Annotated in this window: 25 protein-coding genes and 2 pseudogenes; 15 read left to right on the plus strand and 12 right to left on the minus strand. The window is 70.0% G+C overall.

What is annotated here, in order from left to right; translation table 11 throughout:
• Positions 1 to 25: 25 nt before the first annotated feature.
• Positions 26 to 874, minus strand: a complete 849-nt coding sequence (locus DFR72_RS00775) for a carbohydrate ABC transporter permease (RefSeq protein ID WP_245982387.1) — start codon at positions 872 to 874, stop codon at positions 26 to 28.
• A 262-nt stretch (positions 875 to 1136) separates the two neighbouring features.
• Between DFR72_RS00775 and DFR72_RS00780 the strand changes: the two genes are divergently transcribed.
• The 5 genes from DFR72_RS00780 (at position 1137) to DFR72_RS00800 (ending at position 6585) form a co-directional block, all read left to right on the plus strand.
• Complete coding sequence (locus DFR72_RS00780; protein WP_090072831.1) at positions 1137 to 3104, plus strand: DUF4832 domain-containing protein; 1968 nt, start codon at positions 1137 to 1139, stop codon at positions 3102 to 3104.
• A 78-nt stretch (positions 3105 to 3182) separates the two neighbouring features.
• Entirely contained in the window at positions 3183 to 4394 is a 1212-nt protein-coding gene (locus DFR72_RS00785) for a Gfo/Idh/MocA family protein (protein WP_090072829.1), read from the plus strand.
• A gap of 99 nt (positions 4395 to 4493) precedes the next feature.
• Complete coding sequence (locus DFR72_RS00790) at positions 4494 to 4877, plus strand: GntR family transcriptional regulator (protein ID WP_090072827.1); 384 nt, start codon at positions 4494 to 4496, stop codon at positions 4875 to 4877.
• Positions 4874 to 5719: an ABC transporter ATP-binding protein gene (locus tag DFR72_RS00795; protein ID WP_245982388.1), complete on the plus strand. Its 846-nt coding sequence runs from the start codon at positions 4874 to 4876 to the stop codon at positions 5717 to 5719. Before DFR72_RS00790 ends, DFR72_RS00795 begins: the two co-directional genes overlap by 4 nt.
• Positions 5716 to 6585 carry a hypothetical protein gene (locus tag DFR72_RS00800; RefSeq protein ID WP_090072826.1) on the plus strand — a complete coding sequence of 290 codons (870 nt, stop codon included), beginning with the start codon at positions 5716 to 5718 and terminating at the stop codon, positions 6583 to 6585. Before DFR72_RS00795 ends, DFR72_RS00800 begins: the two co-directional genes overlap by 4 nt.
• A 169-nt stretch (positions 6586 to 6754) precedes the next feature.
• Here the strand turns inward: DFR72_RS00800 and DFR72_RS00805 are convergent, their stop codons facing one another.
• On the minus strand, positions 6755 to 7117 hold the full coding sequence (locus DFR72_RS00805) for a nuclear transport factor 2 family protein (RefSeq protein WP_090072824.1): 363 nt from the start codon (positions 7115 to 7117) through the stop codon (positions 6755 to 6757).
• Positions 7118 to 7195: 78 nt separating this feature from the next.
• Between DFR72_RS00805 and DFR72_RS00810 the strand changes: the two genes are divergently transcribed.
• Together DFR72_RS00810 and DFR72_RS00815 are read left to right on the plus strand one after the other, a co-directional pair.
• Positions 7196 to 7990 carry a MerR family transcriptional regulator gene (locus DFR72_RS00810; protein ID WP_090072822.1) on the plus strand — a complete coding sequence of 265 codons (795 nt, stop codon included), beginning with the start codon at positions 7196 to 7198 and terminating at the stop codon, positions 7988 to 7990.
• Between the two features lie 219 nt (positions 7991 to 8209).
• Positions 8210 to 10924 carry an AfsR/SARP family transcriptional regulator gene (locus DFR72_RS00815; protein WP_170176073.1) on the plus strand — a complete coding sequence of 905 codons (2715 nt, stop codon included), beginning with the start codon at positions 8210 to 8212 and terminating at the stop codon, positions 10922 to 10924.
• Here the strand turns inward: DFR72_RS00815 and DFR72_RS00820 are convergent.
• Positions 10891 to 11409, minus strand: a complete 519-nt coding sequence (locus DFR72_RS00820; RefSeq protein ID WP_090072818.1) for a hypothetical protein — start codon at positions 11407 to 11409, stop codon at positions 10891 to 10893. The two genes, DFR72_RS00815 and DFR72_RS00820, sit on opposite strands and share 34 nt — an antisense overlap.
• A 131-nt stretch (positions 11410 to 11540) precedes the next feature.
• Between DFR72_RS00820 and DFR72_RS00825 the strand changes: the two genes are divergently transcribed.
• Positions 11541 to 12215, plus strand: a complete 675-nt coding sequence (locus tag DFR72_RS00825; RefSeq protein ID WP_143086994.1) for a hypothetical protein — start codon at positions 11541 to 11543, stop codon at positions 12213 to 12215.
• Positions 12216 to 12262: 47 nt separating this feature from the next.
• Positions 12263 to 13240: a zinc-binding dehydrogenase gene (locus tag DFR72_RS00830; protein ID WP_090072813.1), complete on the plus strand. Its 978-nt coding sequence runs from the start codon at positions 12263 to 12265 to the stop codon at positions 13238 to 13240.
• A gap of 89 nt (positions 13241 to 13329) precedes the next feature.
• On the opposite strand, the gene DFR72_RS00835 is transcribed toward DFR72_RS00830, so the two are convergent.
• Entirely contained in the window at positions 13330 to 14385 is a 1056-nt protein-coding gene (locus tag DFR72_RS00835; protein ID WP_090072811.1) for a hypothetical protein, read from the minus strand.
• Positions 14382 to 14885 carry a SigE family RNA polymerase sigma factor gene (locus DFR72_RS00840; protein WP_170176074.1) on the minus strand — a complete coding sequence of 168 codons (504 nt, stop codon included), beginning with the start codon at positions 14883 to 14885 and terminating at the stop codon, positions 14382 to 14384. Before DFR72_RS00840 ends, DFR72_RS00835 begins: the two co-directional genes overlap by 4 nt.
• 295 nt (positions 14886 to 15180) lie before the next feature.
• Here DFR72_RS00840 and DFR72_RS46640 point away from each other — a divergent pair, with 295 nt between their 5' ends.
• Complete coding sequence (locus tag DFR72_RS46640; protein ID WP_245982560.1) at positions 15181 to 15636, plus strand: hypothetical protein; 456 nt, start codon at positions 15181 to 15183, stop codon at positions 15634 to 15636.
• Positions 15637 to 15665: 29 nt separating this feature from the next.
• Here DFR72_RS46640 and DFR72_RS47670 read toward each other — a convergent pair.
• Positions 15666 to 15782 (minus strand): annotated as a pseudogene (locus DFR72_RS47670) (recombinase family protein); the annotation flags it as partial.
• On the opposite strand from DFR72_RS47670, the gene DFR72_RS00855 reads away from it, so the two are divergent.
• On the plus strand, positions 15769 to 16104 hold the full coding sequence (locus DFR72_RS00855) for a hypothetical protein (protein ID WP_143086993.1): 336 nt from the start codon (positions 15769 to 15771) through the stop codon (positions 16102 to 16104). The pseudogene DFR72_RS47670 and the gene DFR72_RS00855 overlap by 14 nt on opposite strands.
• A gap of 9 nt (positions 16105 to 16113) precedes the next feature.
• On the opposite strand, the gene DFR72_RS00860 is transcribed toward DFR72_RS00855, so the two are convergent.
• The 4 genes and pseudogenes from DFR72_RS00860 to DFR72_RS00875 all read right to left on the minus strand — a co-directional run bounded on the left by DFR72_RS00860 (position 16114) and on the right by DFR72_RS00875 (position 19192).
• Complete coding sequence (locus DFR72_RS00860; protein WP_090072803.1) at positions 16114 to 17427, minus strand: protein kinase domain-containing protein; 1314 nt, start codon at positions 17425 to 17427, stop codon at positions 16114 to 16116.
• 283 nt (positions 17428 to 17710) lie between these two features.
• A complete protein-coding gene (locus DFR72_RS47675) occupies positions 17711 to 18415 on the minus strand; it encodes a cold shock domain-containing protein (RefSeq protein ID WP_425459872.1) in 705 nt (234 codons plus the stop codon).
• 30 nt (positions 18416 to 18445) lie between these two features.
• A pseudogene (locus DFR72_RS46665) lies at positions 18446 to 18649 on the minus strand (cold-shock protein); the annotation flags it as partial.
• Between the two features lie 411 nt (positions 18650 to 19060).
• Positions 19061 to 19192, minus strand: coding sequence for a GGDEF domain-containing protein (locus tag DFR72_RS00875; RefSeq protein WP_114773572.1), 132 nt, complete (start codon positions 19190 to 19192; stop codon positions 19061 to 19063).
• A 745-nt stretch (positions 19193 to 19937) separates the two neighbouring features.
• Here DFR72_RS00875 and DFR72_RS00880 point away from each other — a divergent pair.
• The 4 genes from DFR72_RS00880 (at position 19938) to DFR72_RS00890 (ending at position 22968) form a co-directional block, all read left to right on the plus strand.
• Positions 19938 to 20573, plus strand: a complete 636-nt coding sequence (locus tag DFR72_RS00880) for a DUF4231 domain-containing protein (protein WP_245982542.1) — start codon at positions 19938 to 19940, stop codon at positions 20571 to 20573.
• A gap of 178 nt (positions 20574 to 20751) precedes the next feature.
• On the plus strand, positions 20752 to 20892 hold the full coding sequence (locus DFR72_RS45250; protein WP_170176075.1) for a hypothetical protein: 141 nt from the start codon (positions 20752 to 20754) through the stop codon (positions 20890 to 20892).
• A gap of 71 nt (positions 20893 to 20963) precedes the next feature.
• Positions 20964 to 21422: an ATP-binding protein gene (locus tag DFR72_RS00885; protein WP_090072796.1), complete on the plus strand. Its 459-nt coding sequence runs from the start codon at positions 20964 to 20966 to the stop codon at positions 21420 to 21422.
• 391 nt (positions 21423 to 21813) lie between these two features.
• Positions 21814 to 22968, plus strand: coding sequence for a serine/threonine-protein kinase (locus tag DFR72_RS00890; protein WP_090072794.1), 1155 nt, complete (start codon positions 21814 to 21816; stop codon positions 22966 to 22968).
• A 137-nt stretch (positions 22969 to 23105) separates the two neighbouring features.
• Here DFR72_RS00890 and DFR72_RS00895 read toward each other — a convergent pair whose 3' ends face one another.
• Together DFR72_RS00895 and DFR72_RS00900 are read right to left on the minus strand one after the other, a co-directional pair.
• Positions 23106 to 23996, minus strand: a complete 891-nt coding sequence (locus tag DFR72_RS00895) for a TIGR01777 family oxidoreductase (RefSeq protein ID WP_090072792.1) — start codon at positions 23994 to 23996, stop codon at positions 23106 to 23108.
• Positions 23993 to 24433: a hypothetical protein gene (locus DFR72_RS00900; protein WP_090072789.1), complete on the minus strand. Its 441-nt coding sequence runs from the start codon at positions 24431 to 24433 to the stop codon at positions 23993 to 23995. Before DFR72_RS00900 ends, DFR72_RS00895 begins: the two co-directional genes overlap by 4 nt.
• Positions 24434 to 24699 lie beyond the last annotated feature (266 nt).

The following is a 24699-nucleotide window of genomic DNA, read 5'->3' on the forward strand; positions in this document are numbered from 1 at the left end:
ACACTCTCCTCCTGGGGCGCTCTCCTCATGCCAGATCCGAGCGGGAAGCGCGCAGGAGTCGCATCTGCACGACGGTCAGCACCCCGAGCAGCAAGGCGAGCACCACGGCGATGGCAGAGGCGTAGCCCATGCGGAAGTTCGTGAACGCCTGTTCGTAGATGTAGTAGTAGATGACCCTGGTGACGCCGGCCGGGGTGTTCTTGATGGTCACCGCGACGGTGTCGAAGATCTGGAACGAGCCGATCAGGGAGACCACCAGCACCAGTGCCAGCACCGGACGCAGCAGCGGCAGGGTGATGCGGGTGAACATCCGCCACTCGCCGGCACCGTCCAAAGAGGCGCTCTCGTACAGGTACCGGGGTATCTGCAGCATGCCCGCGTACAGCAGCAGAGCCGTGTAGCCGGTGTAGGCCCAGGTGTTGATGCCCGCGATGGTGGGCATCGCCCACGTCGGCGAGGTGAGGAAGCCGGTGGTGCTCAACCCCACCGCGCGCAGGACGTGGTTGACGAAGCCGATGTTGGCGTCGAGCATCCACATCCACAGCAGCCCCACGGTGACGTTGGGTACCAGCCAGGGCACCAGCAGCATCGCGCGTACCGCCACCGACTGGGTCAGGCGGTGCATCAACGTGGCCAGGGCGAGTGCCAGCACGGTCTGCGAGACGATGTTCAGCACGACGTAGTAGCCGGTGACCTTGAGCGCGTTCCAGAACTTGTCGTCGTTCACGAGGTCGCGGTAGTTCTCCGCGCCGACGAGGTTCGGTGGGGCCAGCAGGCCGTAGTCGGTGAGCGAGTAGTAGACGCCCAGCACGGTCGGGTACGCGTAGAACAGCGCGAAACCCACCAACACCGGCGCCAGGAACAGCCACGCCACTTTGCGATCATCACGGTGTCGCCGTGGTTTCGCAGCAGTCTTGCCGACCTCCACGAGCACGTTGCGATCGTCACGCCGCCGTGGTGTCACAGCAGTCTTGCTGGCGCTCATGAACACGCCTCCGCATCAGGACCTCTGTGCCTCACCTCTTGCCAGTGGGGCGCTGTTGCTACATATTGATGAGGAATAGTGAAACTTTGTCAATCCTCAAGCGGAACTATTTGGGACCCTGCAGCTCTCCTCATCCCCTGGAGGTCGCACCATGTCCACAGCCACGCCCAGACGCCGGAGGGTGGTGGCCGCACTGTGCGCCGCGGCTGTCGCCCTGCTCCCCTCCGCGATGCCCGGACTCACTCACGCCGCGGACGTCTCCGCACAGGGCGTTCCGGACCGCCCGGCGCCGGGCCCCGCCCCGGATCCGAGCCTGCCCGCCCACGCCCTCGCCGCCGCCGACGCGCCGCTGGACAACCCGCTCAAGGGGTTCGCCCGGTTCCTCCAGCCCGGCACCGACCCGAACGCCGGCTACCCGCTCTCGCTGACCTGGGCCTACTTCGGCCTGTCCGAGGTCATGACGGACCCGAACAACTGCTCCAGCTACAACTGGAGCATCGTGGACAACGCGCTCAACACCATCGCGGCGGCCGGCAACCACGCGGCGATCCGCCTGTACATGGAGTATCCCGGCGGCGGCACGGGCACCCACCCCGGCAACGCCGTCCCGGCGTGCTTCAACGGGCAGGTCGCCATGCGGCACAACGCCTACTGGGACGTCACGAGTCCGGACTACGACAACCCGTTCCTGATGACCGGGCTCAAGAACTTCATCACCGCGTTCGGCGCGCGCTACGACGGTGACCCCCGGCTCGGGTACATCCACCTGGGACTGATCGGGCTGTGGGGTGAGTGGCACACCTGGCCCTACGACACCGACACCTCGGGCGACACCTATCCCAACTACATGCCCACCAACGCGAACGCCGCCGACATCCTCAACACCTACAACCGCGCGTTCACCCGCACCAGGCTCGAACTGCGCTACGCGGACAACGCGGGCGGCGCCTCCAGCGCCCTGCCGCGCATCGGTTACCACGACGACTCCTTCTGCTACCGCGAAGGCGGCCAGGGCGTGACGCTGCCGGTCTCCATGGGCGGCGCACCGTGGGCCCAGCTGCAGAAGGCGTTGGAGAACGGCGTGGAGAACCGGTGGACCACGGCCTCGATGGGCGGTGAGGTCCGCCCCGAGATCCAGTCCGTCGCGTTCGCCAACTGGCCAGGGGGTTCCGGCCCGGTCGACAACATGAAGGCGTGCATCGAGCTCGAGCACACCACGTGGAAGATCAACGAACGCAGCCTGGAGTACTCCCCCGCCGATCCCGGCGTGGCCGCGGCCGTCCGGTTGATGGGCTACAACCTCACCGTCCGCAACGCCTACTTCCACGACACCGCGCAAGGCACCACGAAGGTGGGCGTGCAGATCGACAACACCGGCGTGGCCCCGTTCTACTACCCCTGGACCGTCAGCCTCGGCCTGAAGGACCCGGCCGGCAACGTGGTGCGGACGTGGGACACCTCCTGGGACCTGCGGCAGGTTCAGCCCACCCGCATCCGCGCCTTCCCCGACTGGGGGGTCGGTGCCGACCCGACATACCGGGACTTCGGCTACGCCCGGTACTTCGACGCCCCTGTTGACCTGTCCGGCCTGAACACCGGCAACTACCGGCTCGTCATGAAGGCCAGGAACCCGCTCGAGGCGATCAACGCCAACGCCAAGAAGCTGCGCTTCGCCAACGCGGGCCAGAACGCCGACGGATGGCTCGACCTCGGCGGGATGGCCGTCGGGGCCGGCCAGTCCGCGGGGAGCTACGAGGCCGAGGCCCCGGGCAACACCCTGTCCGGAGGCGCCGTCACCAGCTCCTGCGGAGGATGTTCGGGCGACAGCAAAGTCGGCTATCTCGGCAACGGCGGCACCCTCAGGTTCAACAACGTCGACGGTGGCGCCGGCGGTACGCGCACCGTGACGCTGCACTACGCCACCCAGGAGTCCCGCAGCGCCAGGATCCAGGCCAACACCCTGACGCCCCAGACGGTCAGCTTCCCGTCCACTCCGGATTGGGTCACGACGAGAACCACCACTGTGACCCTGAACCTGCGTGCCGGGCGGGGCAACACCGTCACCATCTCGAATCCCTCCGGCTGGGCACCGGACATCGACAAGATCACCGTGAGCTGAACGCGGGCGGCCCGAGGCGTCCGGGCCTCGGGCCGCCCTCTCACACTCCACCACCAGCGCCGTGCGGAAGGCTTCCCCATGACCACCAGCACCCACCGCGACCTCCGGCTCGGCGTCCTCGGCTTCGGGCTCCGCGGTTCGATCGCCCGCACCGCCCACCGCCCCGGCGCGGGCAGCCGAGTCATCGCACTCGCCGAGCACGACGCGGTCGCGCGGGCGGAGGCGGACGAGGCCTTTCCCGGCGCACTGATCACCGCCGACCACCGGGAGGTCGTCGAGTCCCCGGACGTGGACGCGGTCGTGGTCCTCACCCCCGACCACACCCACGCCGATCTCGCGTGCCAGGCCCTCAAAGCGGGCAAGCCGGTGTTCGTCGAGAAACCCCTGGACATCTCGATCGAGCGGTGCGACGAGCTGCTGCGCACTGCTCACGAGACGGGCAGCCGCCTCTACGTCGGACACAACATGCGGCACATGCCGGTGGTCCGCCTGATGCGCGACATCATCACGCGAGGCGAGATCGGTCAGGTCAAAACGGTGTGGGTACGGCACTTCGTCGGCTCCGGCGGCGACTACTACTTCAAGGACTGGCACGCCGAACGCCGTTACACCACTGGTCTTCTGCTGCAGAAGGCCAGCCACGACCTCGACGTCCTGCACTGGCTCGCGAACGGCTACACCCGGCAGGTACAGGCTTTCGGCGACCTGACGGTCTACGGCGACAACCCGCACCGGCGTCTTCCCGGCGAACCCAAGCACCCCGACTGGCACGACGTGGACGGCAACTGGCCACCACACACCCAGCGCGGCCTGAACCCCGTCATCGACGTCGAGGACGTGTCGCTGGTGAACCTGCGTCTGGACAACGGGGTGCTCGCCGCCTACCAGCAGTGCCACTTCACCCCGGACTACTGGCGCAACTACACCGTCATCGGCGACGCCGGCCGCCTGGAGAACTTCGGCGACGGACCCGGCGCGGTGGTGAAGGTCTGGAAATCCCGCCACCCTTCCTACAGCGACCAAGGCGACGCCCACTACCACGTGCCGAGCACCGAGGAAGACGACGGACACGGAGGCGCCGATTCGCTCCTCGTAGACGAGTTCCTGCGTTTCGCTCGCGAAGGCGGCATCACGGACACCTCGCCCGTTGCCGCGCGCATGGCCGTCGCCGCCGGCGTGCGGGCCACCGAGTCCCTCCGGGCCGGCGGCATCCCGCACGAGGTGCCGGACCTCGCCCCGGAACTGGTGTCGTACTTCGAGAACGGGCAGGACGCGTCGGCAGCACGCTGATCCGGAACGTCGACTCCTCGCCGAGGGTGCCCGGCCTTGACGGCGCGCCCTCGTTGCGTGGATAGTGGTTTAACTAGTTAACTAGATAAAGAGGCCCGGGTGATCGAGTTTCGGATCGACCGCCGCTCCGGCGTCGCCGCCTACCAGCAGCTGGTGAACCAGACCAAGCACGCGTTGCGCACGGGTCTGCTGCAGCCGGGAGACCAGCTGCCCACGGTGAAGGAGGCCGTGGCCACGACCTCGATCAACCCGAACACCGTGCTGAAGGCGTACCGGGAGCTGGAGCTCGGGGGGCTCGTGGAGGGACGCCGAGGCGTGGGGACCTTCGTGTGCGCGGTGCCGGCTCGGCCGGACGCGGACCAGCTCCGGGAGGAACTGGCCGGGTGGGTGAGGCGGGCACGGGAGGACGGACTGGACCGCGGGCACGTCGAGGCGCTCGTCAAAGCACAACTCGACCTGCACTACGAAGGAGAAGGACGTTGACCACGATCGCGCTCGACGCGGCGGCGCTCACCATGCGCTACCGACGCGGCTGGGGGCTGCGCGACTGCACGTTCCAGCTGCCCACCGGCCGGATCTCCGCACTGATCGGACCCAACGGAGCGGGCAAGAGCACGCTCATGCGCCTCGCCACGGGGCTGATGCGGCCGACGAGCGGAGAGATCCGCGTGCTGGGGCAGACGCCCGGCAAGCGTGGCACGAACCGGCAGCTCGCCTTCCTCGGGCAGGACAAGCCGCTGTACAAGGGGTTCACCGTCGAGGAGATGCTGCGGGCGGGTGCGAAGCTGAACCCCGGCTGGGACGACCAGTACGCCCACCGGCTCGTGCGCGAGGCGGACGTGCCGTTCGACGCGAAGGTCGGCACGCTGTCCGGCGGCCAGCGCACGAGAGTCGCACTCGCCATCGCGATGGGCAGGCGCCCCGAACTGCTGATGCTCGACGAGCCGTTGGCCGATCTCGATCCCGTCGCACGACAGGAGGTCATGCAGGCCGTGCTGGCCGAGGTCGCCGAGACGGGCATGACGGTGCTGCTGTCCTCACACGTGATCGCCGACCTCGACGGGGTGTGCGATCACCTGCTGCTGTTGTCCGACGGACGAGTGCAGCTGCAGGGTGACGTCGAGGACCTGCTGACGCAGCACCGGGTTCTGGTCGGCTCACGGGAGCTGGTACTGCCGGACGGCGTGGTCGAGGCGCGCACGACCGGGCGTCAGGCGACCGTGCTCGCCCGCACGTCCAACGTCCCAGGCTGGGACAACAACGAGCCGTCGCTGGAAGAACTGGCACTGGCATACCTGCGTTCCGCGAAGAAGGTGACGGCATGACCTGGGTGGCGTGGCGGCAGCAACGGCTGCAGATCCTCCTCAGCCTCGGCATCATCGCAGGACTGGCCGCGCTGATGACGTTCGTCCGGTTCGACGCGCAGTCGATCACCGACGCGCAGCTCGTCGACGACCGGTACAGCACGTACATCAACTACCTGCGCCTCGTACTGCTCGCGTTGCCCGTGTTGCTCGGCATGTTCGCCGGCGCACCGCTCTTCGGCCGCGAGATCGAGCACGGGACGCACGTGTTCGGACTGACCCAGTCGATCGGCCGCACGCGGTGGTGGGCCACCAAGATCGTGGTGGCGGGGCTGCCGGTCATCGTCGGAATGACCCTGCTCGGACTGCTCAACGCGTGGTCCTCCGTACCGCTGCAGGCCGTGATGTTCGGCGGCAGGCTGGTGACGCCGACGTTCGAGATCCAGGGCCTCACCCTCGGCGCCTACACGGCACTGGCCTTCACGCTCAGCGCGACCTTCGGCCTGCTGGCACGCAACACGCTGGCCGCCATGGTGATCACGGTGATCGCGTACGTGCCGGTGATCGGCGTGATCGGCAACGCCCTGCGGCCGGCCTACGCAACGCCGATCACCTCGACGGACGGCACCATGCCCGCCGGCGCGTGGATCGTCGAGTCGTCCTATGTGGATGCTGCGGGCAACCACGTTGCCTTCTCCCCCGCAGGGTGCGACACGGCCCTGTCCGAGTGCATGAAGGCGCAGGGAGTCGTGCGTGAGGTCGCTTTCCAGCCGGACGACCGGTTCTGGTCGTTCCAGGTCATCGAGGGCGGCCTGTTCGTGACACTGGCCGCCCTGGTCGTCGGGGTGAGCGCGTGGGCGCTGCACAACCGACTGCGCCTGGCCTGACACGTCCTCAACGCCTTCGCGGCGGTCTCGTCTCGTCTGGGGTCGAGGCCGACCTCGGCAGCCCGCCACAGCCCACGCCACGTCGTCCTTCGGTGCCGGCTTCTGGCTCAGACGGTCGGAACAGTCCCGCCGTCGATCACGTACTCGGCGCCCACGATCGCGGGTTCGGTCAGGCCGAGTGGTTGGCGATGACGAGTTCGGCGACGAGCCCGTCCCGCAACGCGAACCGGTAGTCGAGTTCGGCGACGCCACCCGGGAAGGTGCCCTCGAGCCACACGGTCACCACCCAGTGGGCGTCATCGACGCGGCGAGCGCCGATCTGTTCGGTCGTGTACTCGAACTCGGACCCGGCGTCCCGCAGGAACGCGTGGACCTCCTCTCGGCCGCGGAAGGTCTCGCCCTGGTCGACGACCACCGCGTCCTCGGTGAGGAACGACGAGGCGGTGTCGGCGTCATGGGCGATGTGGGCGTCGAAGAACTCGCGCACGGTGGCCGGGAGCAGATCGGACGGGAGATCGGTGTGCTGTGTCATGAGCCCACCGTGCGACCTCACGGCGCGGGAGGGTCAAGCCGTGGACCCTCCCCCTGGGGGAGAGTCCACAATGAACGGGTGCTGACCATCGGGGAGTTCTCGCGGCTGACCCACCTGAGCGTGCGGACCCTGCGCCGGTACCACGAGGCGGCCCTGCTGGAACCCGCCGTGGTGGACGAGACCACCGGTTACCGCTACTACGGCCTCGATCAGATCCCGACCGCGCAGGTCATCCACCGGCTCCGCGAACTCGACGTCCCCCTGAGCGACGTGCAGCGAATCCTGCGGACTCCCGACCCCGGTGTCCGGGCGGCCCTGGTCGCGGACCACCTGCGACGCCTCGAGGACGTGCTCGACCGCACCCGGGCCGCGGTCGTGTCGCTGCGGCGGCTGCTCCGGCCCGACCCCGCGCCGATCGACGTCGAGCTGCGCGCGGAGCCCGCCCGGACGGTCGCGGCGGTGGAGGCCACAGTCAGCGGTCGCGACGTCACGACCTGGTACGCGGGCGCGATGGCCGAACTGGAGGCGGCAGTCGGCGCCGCCGCGACCGGACCGCCGGGCGGCTGCTACGACAACGCCCTCTTCGAACAGGAGCGCGGTCACGCGCTCGTCTACCTGCCCACCGCTGCGCCACCTCGCACCGGACGCGTGCATCCCGTGGTTCTCCCGGCCGTGGAACTGGCCGTCACCACCCACGTCGGCGAGCACGACGGCATCGAGGTCACGTACGGCGAACTGGGGACCTGGGTGGTGGAGAACGCGATGTCGGTGGCCGGGCCGGTGCGGGAGGTCTACGTCGTCGGCCACCGTGACGCGGGCGATCCCGCTGCGTGGCGCACCGAGATCGGCTGGCCGGTCTTTCGCGTCACCTGAGGCGGCGGGCGTGGTCCTCGGTCAGCGGCAGGTGGGTCATGACGTCGGCCCCGGGACGTGGCGGGCTGAGGTGGTGGACACCGCAGCACGGTGGACATGTGCGTGAGCCGGTGTTCGGAATCGCGGTGTGCGGCGGGAACGCGACGGGCGCCGACGTCGTCCGATGGACGAACACCCGAGCAGGTCCTGGGGAGCGGAGGAGCCATCAGCAGGTCGAGCGTGCGGGTGCTGGGCCCTCTGGAGGTCTGGCGGAACGGCCGCAGGGAGAATCTCGGCGGCGTCAAACAGCGGGCCTTGCTCGCGCACCTCGCGCTGCACGCGAACACCGACGTCTCGCTCGACCAGCTGATCGAGGCCCTGTGGCCCTCGACTCGGCCGCGGTCGGTGGTGCAGAACGTCCGGACCTACGTCTGGCGGCTCCGGCAGCTGCTCAACGAGCAGCTGCGCACCCACGGCACCGGCTACGTGCTCGAACTCGAGGCTGACGAACTCGACGCGCTGATGTTCGACGAGCTTGTCGCGCAAGCCCGGCGGCGACCCGACGCGGCGCTGGGGTTGTTGCGGCGGGCGGAGTCCCTCTGGCGCGGCCGTCCGCTGGAGGACCTGCCGGGCCACGACGCGTGGGCGCCTGCCCTCGCCCGGCTCGACGAGGCCCGGCTCGCGGCTACCGAGCAGCGGCTCGGGTTGCAGGTGGCCTCGGGTGAGTGCGCCGAGGCGATCCCTGAGCTCCGGGCGTTGCTGGCGGAGCACCCTTACCGCGAGAGCGTGTGCGGGCAGCTCGTGCTCGCCCTGCATCAGGACAACCGGCGTGCTGAGGCGTTGCAGGTCTACGCGGACATGCGCGTGCGGCTCACCGGCGAGCTCGGGCTGGAGCCCGGATCCGCGCTGCGAGAGGCCCAGCTAGCGGTGCTGCGCGACGAACCGGCGCCCGCTCCCCTGCGTCAGCTACCGCCGACGGTGTTCGACTTCTGCGGCCGCGCGGGAGAGATCGCGGTGCTGACGACGGCACTGCGGCAGGGCTCCGCACCGGCCGTGGTGACCGGGCCTCCCGGCGTCGGCAAATCGACACTCGCGATCCGGGTGGCGCACCAGGTCGGTGACCACTTCCCGGACGGACAGCTCTACGTCGACCTCGGCGGCACCTCCGACCACCCGCGCGAACCGGGTGACGTGCTCACGGAACTGTTGCACGCCTTGGGGATCACCGGGGCCGGCCTGCCCGCGCAGGTCACCGCGCGTGCCGCGCTGTTCCGCTCCAAGCTCGCCGGTCGGCGGGTGCTGGTGGTGCTCGACGACGCCGCCTCGGTGAGCCAGCTCATGCCCCTGCTCCCGGCCGACGCGGGCTGCGCGGTCCTCGTGACCAGCCGGCGCAGGCTGTCGGAGCTGCCCGGCGCGCTGCAGGTGGAGCTGTCCCCGTTCTCCCCGGAGGAGGCGGCGGAACTGCTCACCGCCATCGCGGGCGAGGACCGGGTGTGCGCCCAGCCCGATGAAGCGGCGGCGATCGCGGCGGCGTGCGGGCACCTGCCGCTGGCGATCCGGGTGGCGGGCGCGCGGCTGGCCGGGCGCGGGCGGTGGTCGATGCAGGTGCTGCGCGAGCGGCTCGTCGACGAGTCGACGCGGTTGCGCGAGCTCACCTCCGGTGAGCTGGCCGTGCGGGCGAGCTTCGACCTGAGCATCCGGCAGCTGTCCCCGCGCGAGTTCCAGGCGTTCGTGCGGCTGGCGTTGCTCGGTCCGCACGACTTCCCGAGCTGGGTGGTCGAGACGTTGCTCGGCGAACCGGGCACCGAGCACCTCGTGGACGGGCTGGTCGACGCTCATCTGCTCGAGACCTTCGGCGCGGACGGCATCGGCCAGCCGCGCTACCGGCTGCACGACCTGTTGCGGTGCCACGCCCTGAACCACGCACTGCCGGATGGCAGGGCCGCGCTCGAACGGACGTTGCGCGCGTGGCTCTGGCTCGCGGTCACGGCCGCACGGCGGTTGCCCGTCACGTTCGGCACCACCATCGCCGACGTCACCCCGGTCGCGGCACCGGAGCACCTGCTCGCCGAGCCCGTCGCGTGGTTCGAGGCGGAACGGCGCACGTTGTGCGGCGCGGTCGACATCGCGGCGGACGCGGGCCTCGACGAGGTGGCGTGGCAGCTCGCGGCGGCCTGCGTGCCGTTCTTCGACCTGCACAGCCACTACGAGGACTGGGCGCGCACCCACGCGCGGGCGTTGCGGAGTGTCCGCGCGGCCGGCAACAGGGTTGGCGAAGCGGCGTTGCTGCGCGGCATCTCCCAGGTGCACATCTACCGCAGCGAGTTCACGGAGGCCGAGCAAGGGCTGCTTGCGGCACAGGAGCTTTACCGCTCGCTCCGCGACTACCGCGGCCAGGGCACCTCTCTCGCGGGCATCGGCGTGGTGTACCGGCTGCGGGCGGAGTACGAGCGCTCGTTGGAGTTCTACGGCGAAGGCCTGCGGCTGCTGGAGCTCGCGGGCGATCTGCATTCCGTGGCACACGTGCGGGCGTCGATCGGCGGGGTCCACAGCTCGCTCGGCAGGCCCGAGGAGGCGCGGAAGTGGCTCACGAACGCCCGGCGGCTCGCCGCGGACCTCGGTGACGCACACCGCGAAGCCCTGGTGCTGGTGCGACTTTCCGCGCTTTGCCGCAGCACGGGCGAGCACGAGCAGGAGCTGGTCAGCGCACGCCGGGCCGTGACGATCCTGACGGACCTCACCGACGAGCGGTGCACGGCGTTCGCCCAGGTCGAGCTGGCCGAGGCGTTGATCTCGAACGGCCACCCGCAGGAGGCGCACTCCCTCCTGCGGCAGGCCTTGGAAACCTACCGCCGCACCGGAAACCGGGAAGGCGAACCCGCCGCGCGGCGAGCGCTCGCACGCGCGGCGGCCTCCGCGGATCAGTTGCTGTTGCCGTACTTCCAGCCGAGGTAGTTGCTGAAGTAGCCGGTCGAACCAGGGTGACCGATCTTGCCGCCGACGCTGGTCGACCAGAAGCCGCCGTTGCCGTCCGCGATGCCCACGTGGCCGTACTGGCTGATGTTCCAGAAGACGAACGCTCCCCTGGGTGGCGTGCCGGTGGTGTGGCGGGCGCCGTCCGAGGACCGCCAGTGGTCGATCGCCGACGCGTGGTGCGTCGAGCGGTTCCACGCCAGGCGGACGGCGCGCTCGCAGTAGCCCTCGTACGCCGTGCTGCCGCGACGGTCGGCCATCCACTTGATGGCACCGTCCGCCGTCTGCTGGATGCTGACGTCGCCTTCGACGGCGGACGCGGTGGCCGTGTCGTCGAACCACGGCTGCGCGATCGCGACGTTCGGGCTGAACGCTTGCCCGCCGGCCGCGCCGGCCGGAGCGGCGGTGCCGATCAGGGCCGCGCCGAGCAGGCCGATGGCAGCGACCGTGACTTTGGTGAACCGCATGAGATCCCCTTTTCGCATGTCTGTACGGCCCCCACAGCATCCGGCGGACGCATACACGGCTGATACATCGCCGATACACGGCGCCAGAGCGGGGCGGGTCTCCGTGACCGCGTTCGAACCAGGCTGCCGTCGTGGCACGGGGACGAGCAGGGCGGTCGAAGGCGCAGCGGCGGCGCAACAGCGTGGGCCGTGCGTCCGGGGGCCAGTCCAGAAGGGCGCGGGAGGTCGCGATGCCGGACCTCGCCTCCCGAGCCGCCCGCGGCCACGCGGAGCGCTCGTGGTGGGAGCGCCAGACGCAGGGCACTCAGGCCTGGCTCGTCATCGGGGCCGTCGGCGCGGTCATCGGCGGGCATTTCCTGATGTGGGAGCTGCTGCTGCCAGGGCTGGGTGACCTGGTGGGACTCGTTCCCGTCGTCTCGACGGTCGTGGGCTGGCTCTTCTGCGGCGGCGCCATCGCGGCGACCGGGGTGACGCTGGTGAACTGGGGCACGTTCTCGGCCGGCGCGAGGTCGCGCTGGACGATCGCGTCGGCCGTCTGGGGCGTCGTGGCGCTGATGGTCGGCGTGCCGAGCAGGATCGCTTTCGACGTGTCGCTGCCCCTCGACTACTGGGCGGGCCTGTTCGCGGGTGCCCGGGGCCTGCTGTCGCTGCCCCTGCTGGCGGGGTTGCCGGCTCTGGCGTGGGTGGGGATCGCACGGTTGCTGCGGCGCAAGGCCCGGTGCTCCCGCACCACGGCGGGGTGGTTGTTCGTGGCCTACTCCGTCGTTCTGCTGTTCTGGGGTGCGACCTCTCCGCGCATGGTGTGAGGTCGTAGGCAGGGACACGTTCCCCAGCACCTATGGAAAGGCATGTCATGCGCGCACTGGTCCAGCAGAAGTTCGGTGACCCCGCCGAGGTCCTCGAGGTGCGGGAGGTGCCCGCTCCGCAGCCCGGTCCCGGAGAGGTCCTGGTGCGGGTGCTGCTCTCCCCCGTCCACAACCACGACCTGTGGACCGCGCGCGGAACCTACGGTTTCAAGCCCGAGATGCCCGCACGCTCCGGCACCGAGTTCGTCGGGGTCGTCGAGGCGCTCGGTGAGGGCGTGGACGGCCTCGCGGTGGGCCAGCGCGTGGCGTCGGGTGGCACCTTCGGCGCCTGGGCCGAGTTCGTGGTCGCGACCGCCCAGACGCTCATCCCCGTTCCCGACGCCATCGGTGACGAGTCGGCGAGCCAGCTGGTCTCGATGCCTTTCAGCGCCATCGCGCTGCTCGACTCGCTGGAGCTCGCCGAGGGTGACTGGTTCGTCCAGAACGCAGCCAACGGAGCCGTCGGCAGGCTCGTCGCCCAGCTGGCTGCGGCCCGCGGCATCCACGTCCTCGGCCTCGTCCGCCGTGCCGACGGCGTGGCCGAACTGCGTGCGCAGGGCATCGGCGATGTCGTCGCCACCGACGACGACGGCTGGCGCGACCGGGTTCGGGAGATCGTCGGCGACGCGCCGATCAGGGCTGGGGTCGACTCGGTCGGCGGTGCGGCCGCGGGCGACGTCGTCTCGCTGCTCGCCGAGGGCGGGCGGCTCGTGGTGTTCGGTGCGATGGCCTCCCCCACCCTCGAGATCAGCTCGGGTGACGTGATCTTCAAGCAGGTCACCGTCACCGGTTTCTGGGGCAGCAAGGTCTTCCCCGCGATGGCGGCCGGCAAGCGGGCGTCGCTGCTGGGCGAACTGGTCACGGGCATCGCCTCGGGCGCGCTCACCCTGCCAGTCGAGCACGTCTACTCGCTGGAGCAGATCGCCGAGGCCGCGCGCGGCAACGCGGCCCCGGGCCGGCGGGGCAAGATCCTTCTGCGTCCCTGACAGGTGCGGACCGCTGTTCGTGCGACGCGGGGCCGGATTCCGGATCTTGGTCGAGCGCGTCGCGACCTCGTTCTCGAACGTCCCGCGGGTCAGTTCGGCAGGACGAGGCGGTCGGCGATGTCGTACAGGTCGGCCGGCGGTACCCGGCCCGCGATGACGACCGGGGTTCCCTCCAGCGCGCCGAGGACCCACAGCCGGTGGTAGCCGTTCTCGTCGGTGTAGCGCGTCGCGCGGCCCTGCACCGGCTGTCCCGGCGTGCCCTCCGGTTCGCCGACGACCGCGCTGTTGACGTGGACCGTCGGCTGGACGGTGCACGTGCCGAGCGAGTAGCTCGTGGTGGCCTGTGGCCCGGGCCGGTCCGCGGGCTGCTGGACGTTGAAGGCGCAGATCCGCATGCCGGCGGGCAGGTCGCGCAGGCCGAACGCCGGGGTGACGGTCGTGGTTCCCGGGAACTGGATGTTCTCCGCGATCCGGCGGCCGTTGTCGACGAGTTGCTGCGCGGGCGCGGTGCTGCCGTACGCGGCGGACACGTGCACGTACATCGAACCGCCGTCGGGGTGCTCCACGTACAGCTCGTACCCACCTGGCCCGGTGGACACCGAGCTCTCGACGGCGCGCTGTCCCTTGATCGTCACGGGCGAGCCCGGGCCCGACTTGAACATCGCCTGGTCCACCGGCACCATCCGGAACTGCTGGACGTCGACCTCCAGGACCTGGCCGCCGGCCGTGACGGTCAGCATGTACTCGCCGCCGTACAGAGGCGCTTCCGGGTTGGCCGCGCTGGACCCGACGTTGATCCGTTGTGCGCGGTAGGCGACCGCGCCCGGCGGGAGCCAGCCCAGGGAGTAGGGCATCTGCAGACCCGCCGGGGCCGGGGTGGTGGGGGCCGGGGTCTGGCTGTCCTGGGAACCGTTGGCGGTGGCGACCGTCTGGGACTGGTCCACCGGGTCCGGCCGGTTCAGCGCCACGGCGGTGACCGCGCCGAGGGTCAGCACGGTCGCCCCGGCGGCGACTGCCAGCGGCCGGCTCAACCCGGAGCGCCTGCTGTCGATGCGTTGGCGGGCCGCGGCCAGCACCGCGTCGCTGTCGGGCGCGTCGTGCTCGCGCGCCGTGAAGGTGTCCTTGATCAAGTTCTCGATGTTCATCTTGTCTCCCTGGCCTCCGCCATCTGCTCGACGGCCAAGCCGTTTCGCAGCGAGGCCAATGCTTTGTGGGCGTGTGCGCGGACGGTGGCCTGGGCGCAGCCGAGCAGCCCGGCGATCTCGTTGTCGGGCATCTGCTCGTAGTACCGCAGCACCACCACGGCACGTTGGCGCTTGGGCAGCCGCGACAGGCGCTGCCACATGTCCTCGCGCGCGGCGTGGTCCGACGCGAAGTCGTCCGCACGTACCTCCTCGGGGAGGTCACCCGAGGCGATCACACGCGCGGACCGGCTATGTCGCCAAGACAGGTAGCCGTTGGTCACCATCCGCAGCACGTACCTGTCGGGATGTTCCGCGCCGCTGATCCGGGACCAGTGCCGGTACACCTTCACCAGCACGTCCTGCACCAGATCAGCCGCCTGCTCCCGCTCACCGGTGAGCATCGTCGCGTACCGCAGCAACCGCGGCAGTTGCGCTCGGGCGAAGTCGTCGTAGTCAGCCATCACCTTGGAAGACTCGCCTCGACGGCGATCCGTTTACCCGTCTTCCCGAATGAACGAGTTGATCCACTTGACGGATCCGCCGCGCAAGACCCCGATGCTGTCGCAACGAGCTACTCCTGCCAATCGGTCACCGTCGGCGCCGTCTAGCGCGACCCCGAACGGCGTAAGCCCATCCACACTCCCGAACCTCGCGGCGCGCCTCGTGGCGGTTCACACTGGATGCTTCTGGGCTGGCTCATCGAGGCTGGTGGATCACATGCGGATTCCGGGGCGTCGCCCGCGGCGAAGCGCGGACGTGGCAGCGGCGAAGAACTCCGCCGCCGCGCGTCTGGTCGCGCTGCGGTCGCTGCTGGAAGTAGCCACCCGTGCGGTCGCACTCCAGCCCGCAGCCGAGCAGATCATCGGCGCCTGCACGCAGCCCGGCGACACCCCGGCGCAGGTGGCCCGCCAGGGCGGCCGGGTCGCGTCCGACTACTGCCGGCTGCACGGGTGGGCTCTGGACCTCATCGGCGACGCCGACCGCGCGTCGCTGGAGTTCCGGGTGGCTCAACTGCTGCACTACCACGCCGAGATGATCGACACGTGCATCAAGCTCGCCTTCCCGAAGTTCCGCAGCCCCAGGCTCGAACAGCGGCGGCTGGCGTTGCGCGGACTCGGCGAGCCGGCACGCACCCTGCGCGACGCACGGGCAGCGCTTGCCCTGTGGATCTCCGACCTCGAACGGACCGACCGCGTCGAGCCGCCACCCTGAACCGCCAGCCGCCAGCAGCGGCTGCTTCGATTCCACACCTGCCGACCTGCGTAACGCGGATCATCCAGAATCTTCGCCACCGTCCGCACGATCCACCGCTCCCCCGACCTATGCGCGTTCCGCTCAGGGTCCGTGCCCGTCGACACGAGCGGCTTCAGTCAACGGGTGCTCGACGCCGAACAGTTTCTCGCAGTCGCCGAGCATCGGCTCGAACAGCAGGAGCGCCTTGGGATCGTCTTCATCTCGGCAGTCGAGGGCGAGGTCGATGCGAGTTTCAACAGTGTGTTCATGATCGGCCCCAGGGCACGAGCACTACTGGCCACGTTCGCCTCCCGTAGTGGGATCGCCCTGTCCAGGTCTGCCTCCCTGTTCGTGCCCGCGCCCGGCTTGCTCGCCGTGCTGTGCGGCGGCGCCTACCTGGTGGCTGCGTTCCTGGAGCCCCACGGCCTCGCTGCCGCTGACCGGTAAGCCACCGTTTCAGTTGGCGATGGAGCAGGTCACAGCCGGGCGCGCGGGTTCAGGACCGGCGGCGACGAACCCGAACGAGGTGGTTCCCCCGGCAGCGAGCACGGCGTTGTGGCCGGCGTTGGTGACGGTCACCGCGGTCGCGTTCTGGGTCAGGGTGCCGTTCCACAGGTTGCCGATGGTGTGGCCCGCGGCCGGCTGCCACGTGGTGGTCCAGCCGGTCAGGCCGCCCGCGCTGGTGTTGCGCACGGTCACCTCGACCTGGTAGCCGCCCGGCCACGAGTTGGTCACCTCGTAACGGGCATCGCAGGCGGTCGCGGTCGTGACCGTGGTCGTCGCCGTGGTGGAGTTGGTCTGGGCGCTGCTGCTGGGCCGGTCGCCCTGCACGACGGTGCCGATCACAACACCGGCGGCGACCAGGACGGCCGCACCGGCGACCATCGCGATCACCCGGCGTGGCAGGTGGCGGCGGACGAGCAGCATCCGCGTCCCGCTCTTCGGGGGTGCAGCGGGCAGCGGCAGTCCCTCCGCGACCGCCGCGAGCAGTTTGTGGGCCTCGGCCATCGTCGGGCGTTGTGCCGCGTCACGGTGCAGGAGGCGCAGGAGCACCTCGCCGAGCGGGCCACCCGATCGCGGCGGCTCGAACTCCCCCCGGACCGCGCGTTGCAGGAGCGCGTAGGGGTTGTCGTCCACACCGAACGGCGGCGTGCCCTCCAGTGCCGCGTAGAGGGTCGCGCCGAGGGAGAACACGTCCGAGGCGAACGTCGCCGCCTCGCCCGCCGCCACCTCCGGCGCCAGGAAGGCCGGCGTGCCGACGATCAAGCGGGCGTCGGTCACCGTGCCCTCGCCGACCGCGCGGGCGATGCCGAAGTCGGTGATCTTCGCGATGCCGTCCTCGGCCAGCAGGACGTTGAACGTCGAGACGTCCCGGTGCACGATGCCCTCTGTGTGCGCCGCCTCCAGCGCGGCGGCCACCTGCCTGCCCACGGCCGCGACCACGCCGGGCGGCAGCGCTCCCCGTTCGGCGATCAGCGCCGCGAGGCTGCGGGAGGGCAGGTACTCCAGCACCAGACAGGGCTTGCCGTCGTGCTCGACGACCTCGTACACGCTGATCGCGTGCGGGTGACGCAGCCGACCGGCGACCCGGCCCTCGCGCAGCATCTGCGCCACCGCGTCCGGGGACCGCCGGTCCGTGTTGAGCAGCTTGATCGCGATCAGGCGGTCGAGCTGCTCGTCGCGCGCCTGCCAGACCACCCCCATCGATCCTTGCCCGATCGACGACACCAGCCGGTACCGCCCGGCGATGACCTCACCCTCTTCTGGCACATGCCGACGCTACTTGGCTGAGCCGACCATCGGCCACCTTCGGCTTCACGCGGGCTGCAGCACGGACACGATCACCTGAGCACGCTCCCAGCCTGGGAAGGACGGGCTGGCACGGTGCGGTGATGACTTTTCGAGCGGCACAACCTCGCGCGTCCTGGACGGGGCGACGGCCGCCAAGGCGGTCGCCTACGTGCGGGCGCGCCACGACCGCCGGGCGGTCGAGACGCCGTGGCAGCGCCGCTACGTCGCCCGCTCCGAGGCGTCGTAGGACCGTCCCGGACGGTCAGGCGCGCTCGACGGCATCGGCCTGCGGGCCCCGGTCGCTCTGCCGGATGCGGAAGCGCACCCGCTCGCCGGCCACCAGGGGCTCGCCGGAGACCACCGAGACGTGCACGAAGAGGTCGGGCCCGCCCGCGTCGGGGGTGATGAAGCCGAAGCCGCGGTCGGCGTCGTAGCGGGCCACCGAGCCGTCGCCGGCGCGGGCTGCGGGCCGGGCGACCGGACGGGCCTGGCTGGGGGCCGCGGCGGCCTCCACCGGCTCGCCGGTGGCCACGAACCGCACCTCGCGCGCCTGACGACCCTGGTCCACGGTGACCGTGGTGAACGAGACCCGGTCGCCCTCGGCCGGCAGGTACACCTCGTCGACCAGGGCGCGCACGTGCAGGAAGACGTCACCCTCCCCGTCGTCGGCGGCCACGAAGCCGAACGCCTTCTCCTCGTCGAACCACAGGACGGAGCCGTCGGCACCGTCGCCGGCCGCGACCAGAGGGGCTCGGCGGACCCCGGCGTCGAAGCTCAGCGGCACCACGTGCTGGGCCTGCGGCCCCTTCTCCCCGGCGACGACGACGAAGGCCACCCGCTGCCCGGCCGCGAGGACGCCCCCGGTGACGATGGCGGAGGAGTGCACGAACACCTCAGCACCCCCGCCGTCCGGCGCGGCGAACCCGTAGCCCTTGGCCGGCTCGTACCAGGAGACGGTGGCGAGCACGCCCAGGGCCGCGTCGGGCGCGACGTCGCCGGTGACGGCGACGTGCAGCGCCTGCGGACCGCGGGGTCCTTCACCGGTCTCGAACTCCACCGTCTGGCCCTCGCGCAGCGCCCGGGCCGCGCCTTCGCCCTGCACCTGCGAGACGTGCACGAAGATGTCGTCGCTGCCGTCGTCGGGGGCGAGGAAGCCGAAGCCTCGCTCGAGGTCGTACCAGCGGACGGTTCCCTGCTGCACGGTGCACTCCTGGTCTAGCGGGTGGTCGGGGGTCCAGTGTCCCAGGCGCCGTATGTACATCCTGATCCCGGCGCGCGGCAGCTCCGCCGTGAGTACATCGCCGAAGTCAGGAACGTCACCGGTTGATCGAACGTCATCCCTCCGCTGCGGGCTGAGCCACGCACGGCACATCAAATGGCCACGTCCTTCGCGAGCCAGGAACAAGCAGCACGCGCGACGCGGATGGCCGCGCCCGCGTCGTCAGGATCCCCGGACCGCGACAGGACGAGGTCAACGCCGACGTGACGCGCATGCTCGAGCGAACCGGCGCCGACCTCGCGCTGACAAGCGACCTCGATGACCTGTTGACGCAGATCCGCGCGGGTGTCGCGCTCGTCCCGCAGCTCGCGGGACGTCGGCGTCGATCTGGTGCTACGTGGTCAAGTCGGCGAGCGGCACCTGGTCACGGCTTGCGGCCTTGACGCGGTAGAGCGCGCGGTCGACCTGCAGCAGGTGCGGCAGCGACCCGCCATGGACCGGGTAGGCACCGGCGCCGATCGACACGGTCAACCCTGCCGCTCTCCGACACGGCGATCTTTTACGCCGACGTGTCGGACAGCACCGCGCACGCGTTCCAGAAGGCCGTGCTGCGGGCGGGCTTGGACCCGAAGGAGGTTGTCGTGCACGCCGAACCCGCGTGTGCTGTCACACCGATCGCGATACCGCCCGTGGAACTGTCCGCGACGGCCAGGTGGCTCACGGTTCAGGCATGGTTGGGCGGCGGACGAAGCCTGGGCCCGACGTCCACTGTGGACAGTGGTGCGTTCGAGCGGAAATGGCATGTGCCGCTGTACCTACCTGATTGTTGTCGCCGCTCGTATCTGCTCGGCGTGTGAGCGCGTAGCCGTACCGGGGTAGCAACGGCTCGACGCGGCCGTGCGCCGAATCCAACCGGCAGGCAGGTCACGATGCCCGTGCTGTGCGGCGGACAGCCCACGAGCCCACGGTCACGATCATCGCGCGCACGCGCGGAAGTGTGAGGTACTCGCATGAAGGGGGCTCAAAGACGCCGCCACCGGAGTGCGTGAGCCTGGCGGCCGCATCCCAGTCGGCCGTCGGCGGGTGTCGTGGCGCAGGCACACCCGGCCGTGGTCTTTTACTGCGGCTCACGCGCTGCAGCACGCCGGGCGAATAGGGAGTCAGACACTCCGCTGCTATCGATGTTCCCGTCAGCTCGCCAGATGCTCCCGGTGCCGATTCACTGTCCGGAAGCCGGCCCGTGCCCTGTCGAGTGGAGCTGCGGGTGGCCATGTTGCGTTCGCTGGGGCACCGAGCAGGACCGGGTTTCGCGGAGGTGGATCATAAGTCATTGTTCAGTTGGGTTCTGTCGAACAGGAGCGCCCTCATGCAGTTCAAGCCGCCCTTCTTCTCGGAGTTGCCGGACATCAAGGCGGGGCTGGTTCTGGCAGCCGACAAGTACGCGACGCGGCTGCGGGCCTTCTACAACGCGCGCGCGATCTGGCACCGACGCTTCTACCGCTTGGGCGGGATCACAGTGATCCTCATCGGCGGGAGCCTGCCGTTGATAGCCAACGCCGAGTACCCAGGGAAGACGCTGGTCGTGTCGTTAGCTGGCACGGCGGTCGCCGTGCTCACCTCACTGCACGCGTTCTACCGATGGGACCAGTCGTGGGTGCTGCTGCGCCGAACCGAGCACTCCATCACCGCGGCGTACTGGCAGTGGCGCGCGGCACTGCCCCACGAGAGCGCCTTCGACACCGACGAGGCGATGCGGTCGACCCGCGAGTTCCTGAAAACACTCGCCACAATCCGAGAAGACGAGGCGAGCGCGTTCCTCAAGGACCTGACCTTCCCAGCAGCGACCGCCCTGGGACAGGCGAGAACCACGAACACCAGCCCTGCTGGCCGTGACCAACCGATGTAGCGGGCACAGGGTCGCCGCTTCGCCACCCTGCTGTGGACCGGCGGCACGTACACGCCGGCGACCGTGACCGCCCTGTCCCAACTGCACCAGGCCGGACTGCTCGCATGACCACACCCCGCGATCGCCCCGCACGCACCGCCCTAGGCGACGAACACGCCACAACGCCGCGGACGCCTCCATGACCGTCGAGGCCGAGGACGCGCACGTCCGCGTCCTCGACGAGCACCGAGGCGTGGCGGCGCCGCGTTCGCCCGTGACCAGTCACTGCTGGTCCCCTTACGTGCAGGTCGCCGTTCGATCATGCCGGGTGTGGGCGTGATGTGACGGCGGTACCGAGCACAGGCGTGCGCCTCGAGCAGACAGGGTGCCGGTGCCTGAGGAGTATCTGACATGGGCGTTGCTGAGGATCCCGAGCCACTGGTGCTGGGCCTGACCGGCGAGCGGGTGCCGCCCCTGGTGGAGGTGCGGCGGTGGACCGCGACGGCGCTGGCGGAGCTGGGCGACGACCATCTGCAGGCGGTGCTGCTGGTCAGCACGGAGCTGCTGACCAACGCCTACGAGCACGCCGCCGGCCCGTTCGAGGTCCGGCTCAGCCACCACCGATCCAGGCCCTGCAAGGTACAGGTGGAAGTCGACGACAGCTCCGCTGAGCAGCCAGTCCTCGACCGATCCCGGCCGGGTGACACCTGCGGCCGCGGCCTGATCATGGTGGACGAACTGTCCGAGCAGTGGGGTGTGCGCCCGTTGCCCGGCGCAGGCAAGACCGTGTGGGCGACGATCTCCTGCAACGGCGAGGGCTGGATCCCGTGCACCGGCACGGCCGCGGCTGCCGGAGCGGACCGGCCCTGAGGTCGTGTGGCGGCGATCGGCTGCGGCGATCGGCGGCGGCGTTCGGTGCCGCCTCGCTGGAACACCGTCTTCCTGCGGTGAGTTGCCCCGCGATGTGTCACCAGCGGTTGTGCTGGGTTGGAAGTGGAAGGTAATCCTCCCCGTGCCGGTTGCGCGGTGAGGTCGTGCGGCGTACGTGGCGCGGGAATCGGCAGCCGGGCAGCGCGGGTCGTCCCGCTGCCACGCCCAGCGCGCCGGTTCTCGCGGTGTTCCAGGGGCAGTCCGCCTGCCGTGGCCAAGACACCGAACAAGGCAGGCGTCAGCTCATCTGCCCCGCTTCGTCAGCCGACGATTCGTCACCATCGGGAACGGGCATTCAGAAGGCACCTGTGACCGCCGAGGGAAGGCCGCCATGTCCGTCTCCGCACAGGACCGACTGCTCTCCGGACGCTACGAGGTGGGCGAGTTGCTGGGCGCCGGAGGCATGGCGGACGTGTACCGCGCGTGGGACACGCGTCTGCGGCGGCACGTCGCGGTCAAGCTGTTCCGTCCTGGATCCGACACCGCGGACGACAAGCGTTTCGAGAACGAGATCCGCACCCTGGCGTCCTTGTCCCATCCCGGACTGGTGCACGTGCACGATGCGGCAACGGACGATGACTCACCGTTCGTCGTGCTGCAACTCGTCGAGGGACGCACCCTGCGCGACCGCATCGTGGACGGTCCGTTACCGGTCGAGGAGGGCCGCCGACTCGGCGCAGAGCTGGCCGACGCACTGGCGTACGTCCACGCCCATGGGGTCGTGCATCGTGACATCAAGCCGTCGAACGTCCTGCTCGACCACCACGACAGACCCCACCTGGCCGACTTCGGCCTGGCCAGACTCATCGGCGCCACCCGGCTCACGAGAGCCGACCAGCTGGTGGGCACCGCCGCCTACCTCGCCCCCGAACAGGTACGCGGCGAGGAGATCCACCACGCGGTCGACATCTACGCGCTCGGCCTCGTGCTGCTCGAATGCCTCACCGGCCAACGGGAGTACCAGGGCAGCGAGATCGAGGCCGCCGTCGCCCGCCTGCACCGCCAGCCAGCCATCCCCGACGAACTACCTGAAGACCTCAGACGCCTGCTCACCCTGATGACGTCACTTTCACCACGTCGCCGCCCCACAGCCGCCCAGTGCGCACACGCCTTGCAACATCCCGACGAGGTACCGACCGTGGTCGGATCACCTGTTCGTCCAGGTCGGCCGGTTCGGCTGCTGGCCGCCTCGGCAGTGCTCGTGGCACTCACCACCGCCGGCATCACCACCGTTCTGCTGAACCAGGCCCCACCCGCCGAATCCGCACCGCCTGCCAGCACGAGCGCGGAGCCGCCCGCCAGCACCACGACCTCCGTGCCAGCCGTCTCGACCCCCCAGCCCACCATGGCCCCCGTGGTCGTTCCCGCCCAAGCCGAGCCGCTACCCCGTGACGCGGAAGACGACAAGGGCAAGCACAAGAGCGGCAAGGACAAGGAAGAGAAGCCGGACAAGGGCAAGGGCAAGGGCAAGGCTGGCAAGGGCTGAGCCAATGGCCTGCGTGAAGGGCACACCGCACGTGTGCTTGCACGGCCGCCCGTCGTGGTGCTACACCGGTGTGCCTGAGGGATCGACGCCGGTCGCGGTGTTGTCCACCAACCCTGGCTTCCACGTCGGCCTGTGACTCAGCGCCGCACGAGTTCGTGGCGCAGTACCTGTTTCAGCTCCGGCTGCGTGAACCGGAACCCGCCCTCGGTCAGACGAGCCGGAAGCACGCGCAGGCTGCCGAGCACCTCGGGGGCGACCTTGCCCAGTGCCAGCCGCATGGCCCAGGTGGGTACGCGCAGCACGGCGGGCCGGCCGACCACCCCGGCCAGGGTGCGGGTGAACTCGATGCTGCGAACCGGGTTCGGCGTGGTGATGTTGTACGGGCCCCGCGCACCGGGCGATTCGGCGAGGAACCGGATGGCGCGCACGGCATCGGTGAGGCCGACATAGCTCCAGTACTCGCGGCCGGAACCCAACCGGCCACCGAGTCCTTTGCGGAACAACGGCAGCAGCTGGGGAAGTACCCCACCTTCGCGGGCGAGCACGAGACCCATGCGCAGATGGCACACCGGGATCGTGGCCGGTTCGGTGGCCCGTTCCCATTCCCGGGTGAGGTCTGGCAGGAAACCGGACCGGGCCGAGTCGGCGGTCTCGGTCAGCTCGAGTTCACCGCGATCCACGCCGTAGTAACGCATTCCCGACGCCGAGAGCAGGATCCGGGGTTGCGGGTCGGCCTGCGCGGTCAGCACGGCGAGCGCGTGCGCGGTGTCGATCCGGCTGCGCCGCAGTACTTCTTGGTACGCGCGCGTCCACCGCCGCTCGCCGAGCCCGGCTCCGGCGAGGTTGACCACGATGTCGGCGCCGGCCAGCAATCCGGAATCCGGTGAAGCAGTGGGATCCCAGCGTCGCTCGTCGGCGGCGGTGGGTTCCCTGCGAACCAACCGGATCACGGTATGCCCGTCCGCGGCACACGACCGGCGCAGCGCGGTCCCGATCAGACCGCTCGAACCCGCGATCACGATCCTCATCGCAGACTCACTGTCAAGGCGACCACATAGGACACTCCGATGAGAACAGTCATGGTGGCCGCACGCACGGTCAGCCGACGGCGGAAGCCGGGAATTTCCTCGGGCAGCGCGAAGATCCTGGCCGGCCAGTGCCGCCACGAGACGTCGGCGAAGATCCCCGCCGCGACCAGGTCGAGCCCCACGGCCAGGGTGAAGCCGACGGACACCGCCCCGGAGCCGGCGATCGCGACGCCACCCCCGCTGAGCAGCAGCCCGACGACGAGCGCGACGACCGGCCACCGGTTGCCGTTGGCCAGGACGACGAGGAACTCCTCGCGCCGCTCGTCATCCCGGAAGAACCTGGCGACCCTGGGCTGCACCACGACCAGGCTGTAGACCATCGACCCCAGCCACAGCGTCGTCAACACCAGGTACACCAGCTGGACGATCACGACCATCCCGCCCACCCCTCGCCTCCGCGACCATAACAACGACACGCACGTGAGACATCACGGGCCCGTGTGCCTGCTCCGGGAAGTTCCCTCGATGGTCGGGTGGCTCCCAGAGTTCCGAACCCGGGATCGGCGTCGGGTCACGATGCGCGAAGAGGGTCGCCAGGGACAACGTGCGCGCCACCTCCCCTACGCACTCGACCTCGTCGCCTGGCTGTCACAACGGATTGGTCACGGCGTGAACCGCGAGGGTGTTGGTGCACTCTGAGCAA

Source organism: Lentzea flaviverrucosa, assembly GCF_003350445.1.
GTDB classification, from domain to species: Bacteria; Actinomycetota; Actinomycetes; order Mycobacteriales; family Pseudonocardiaceae; genus Lentzea; species Lentzea californiensis.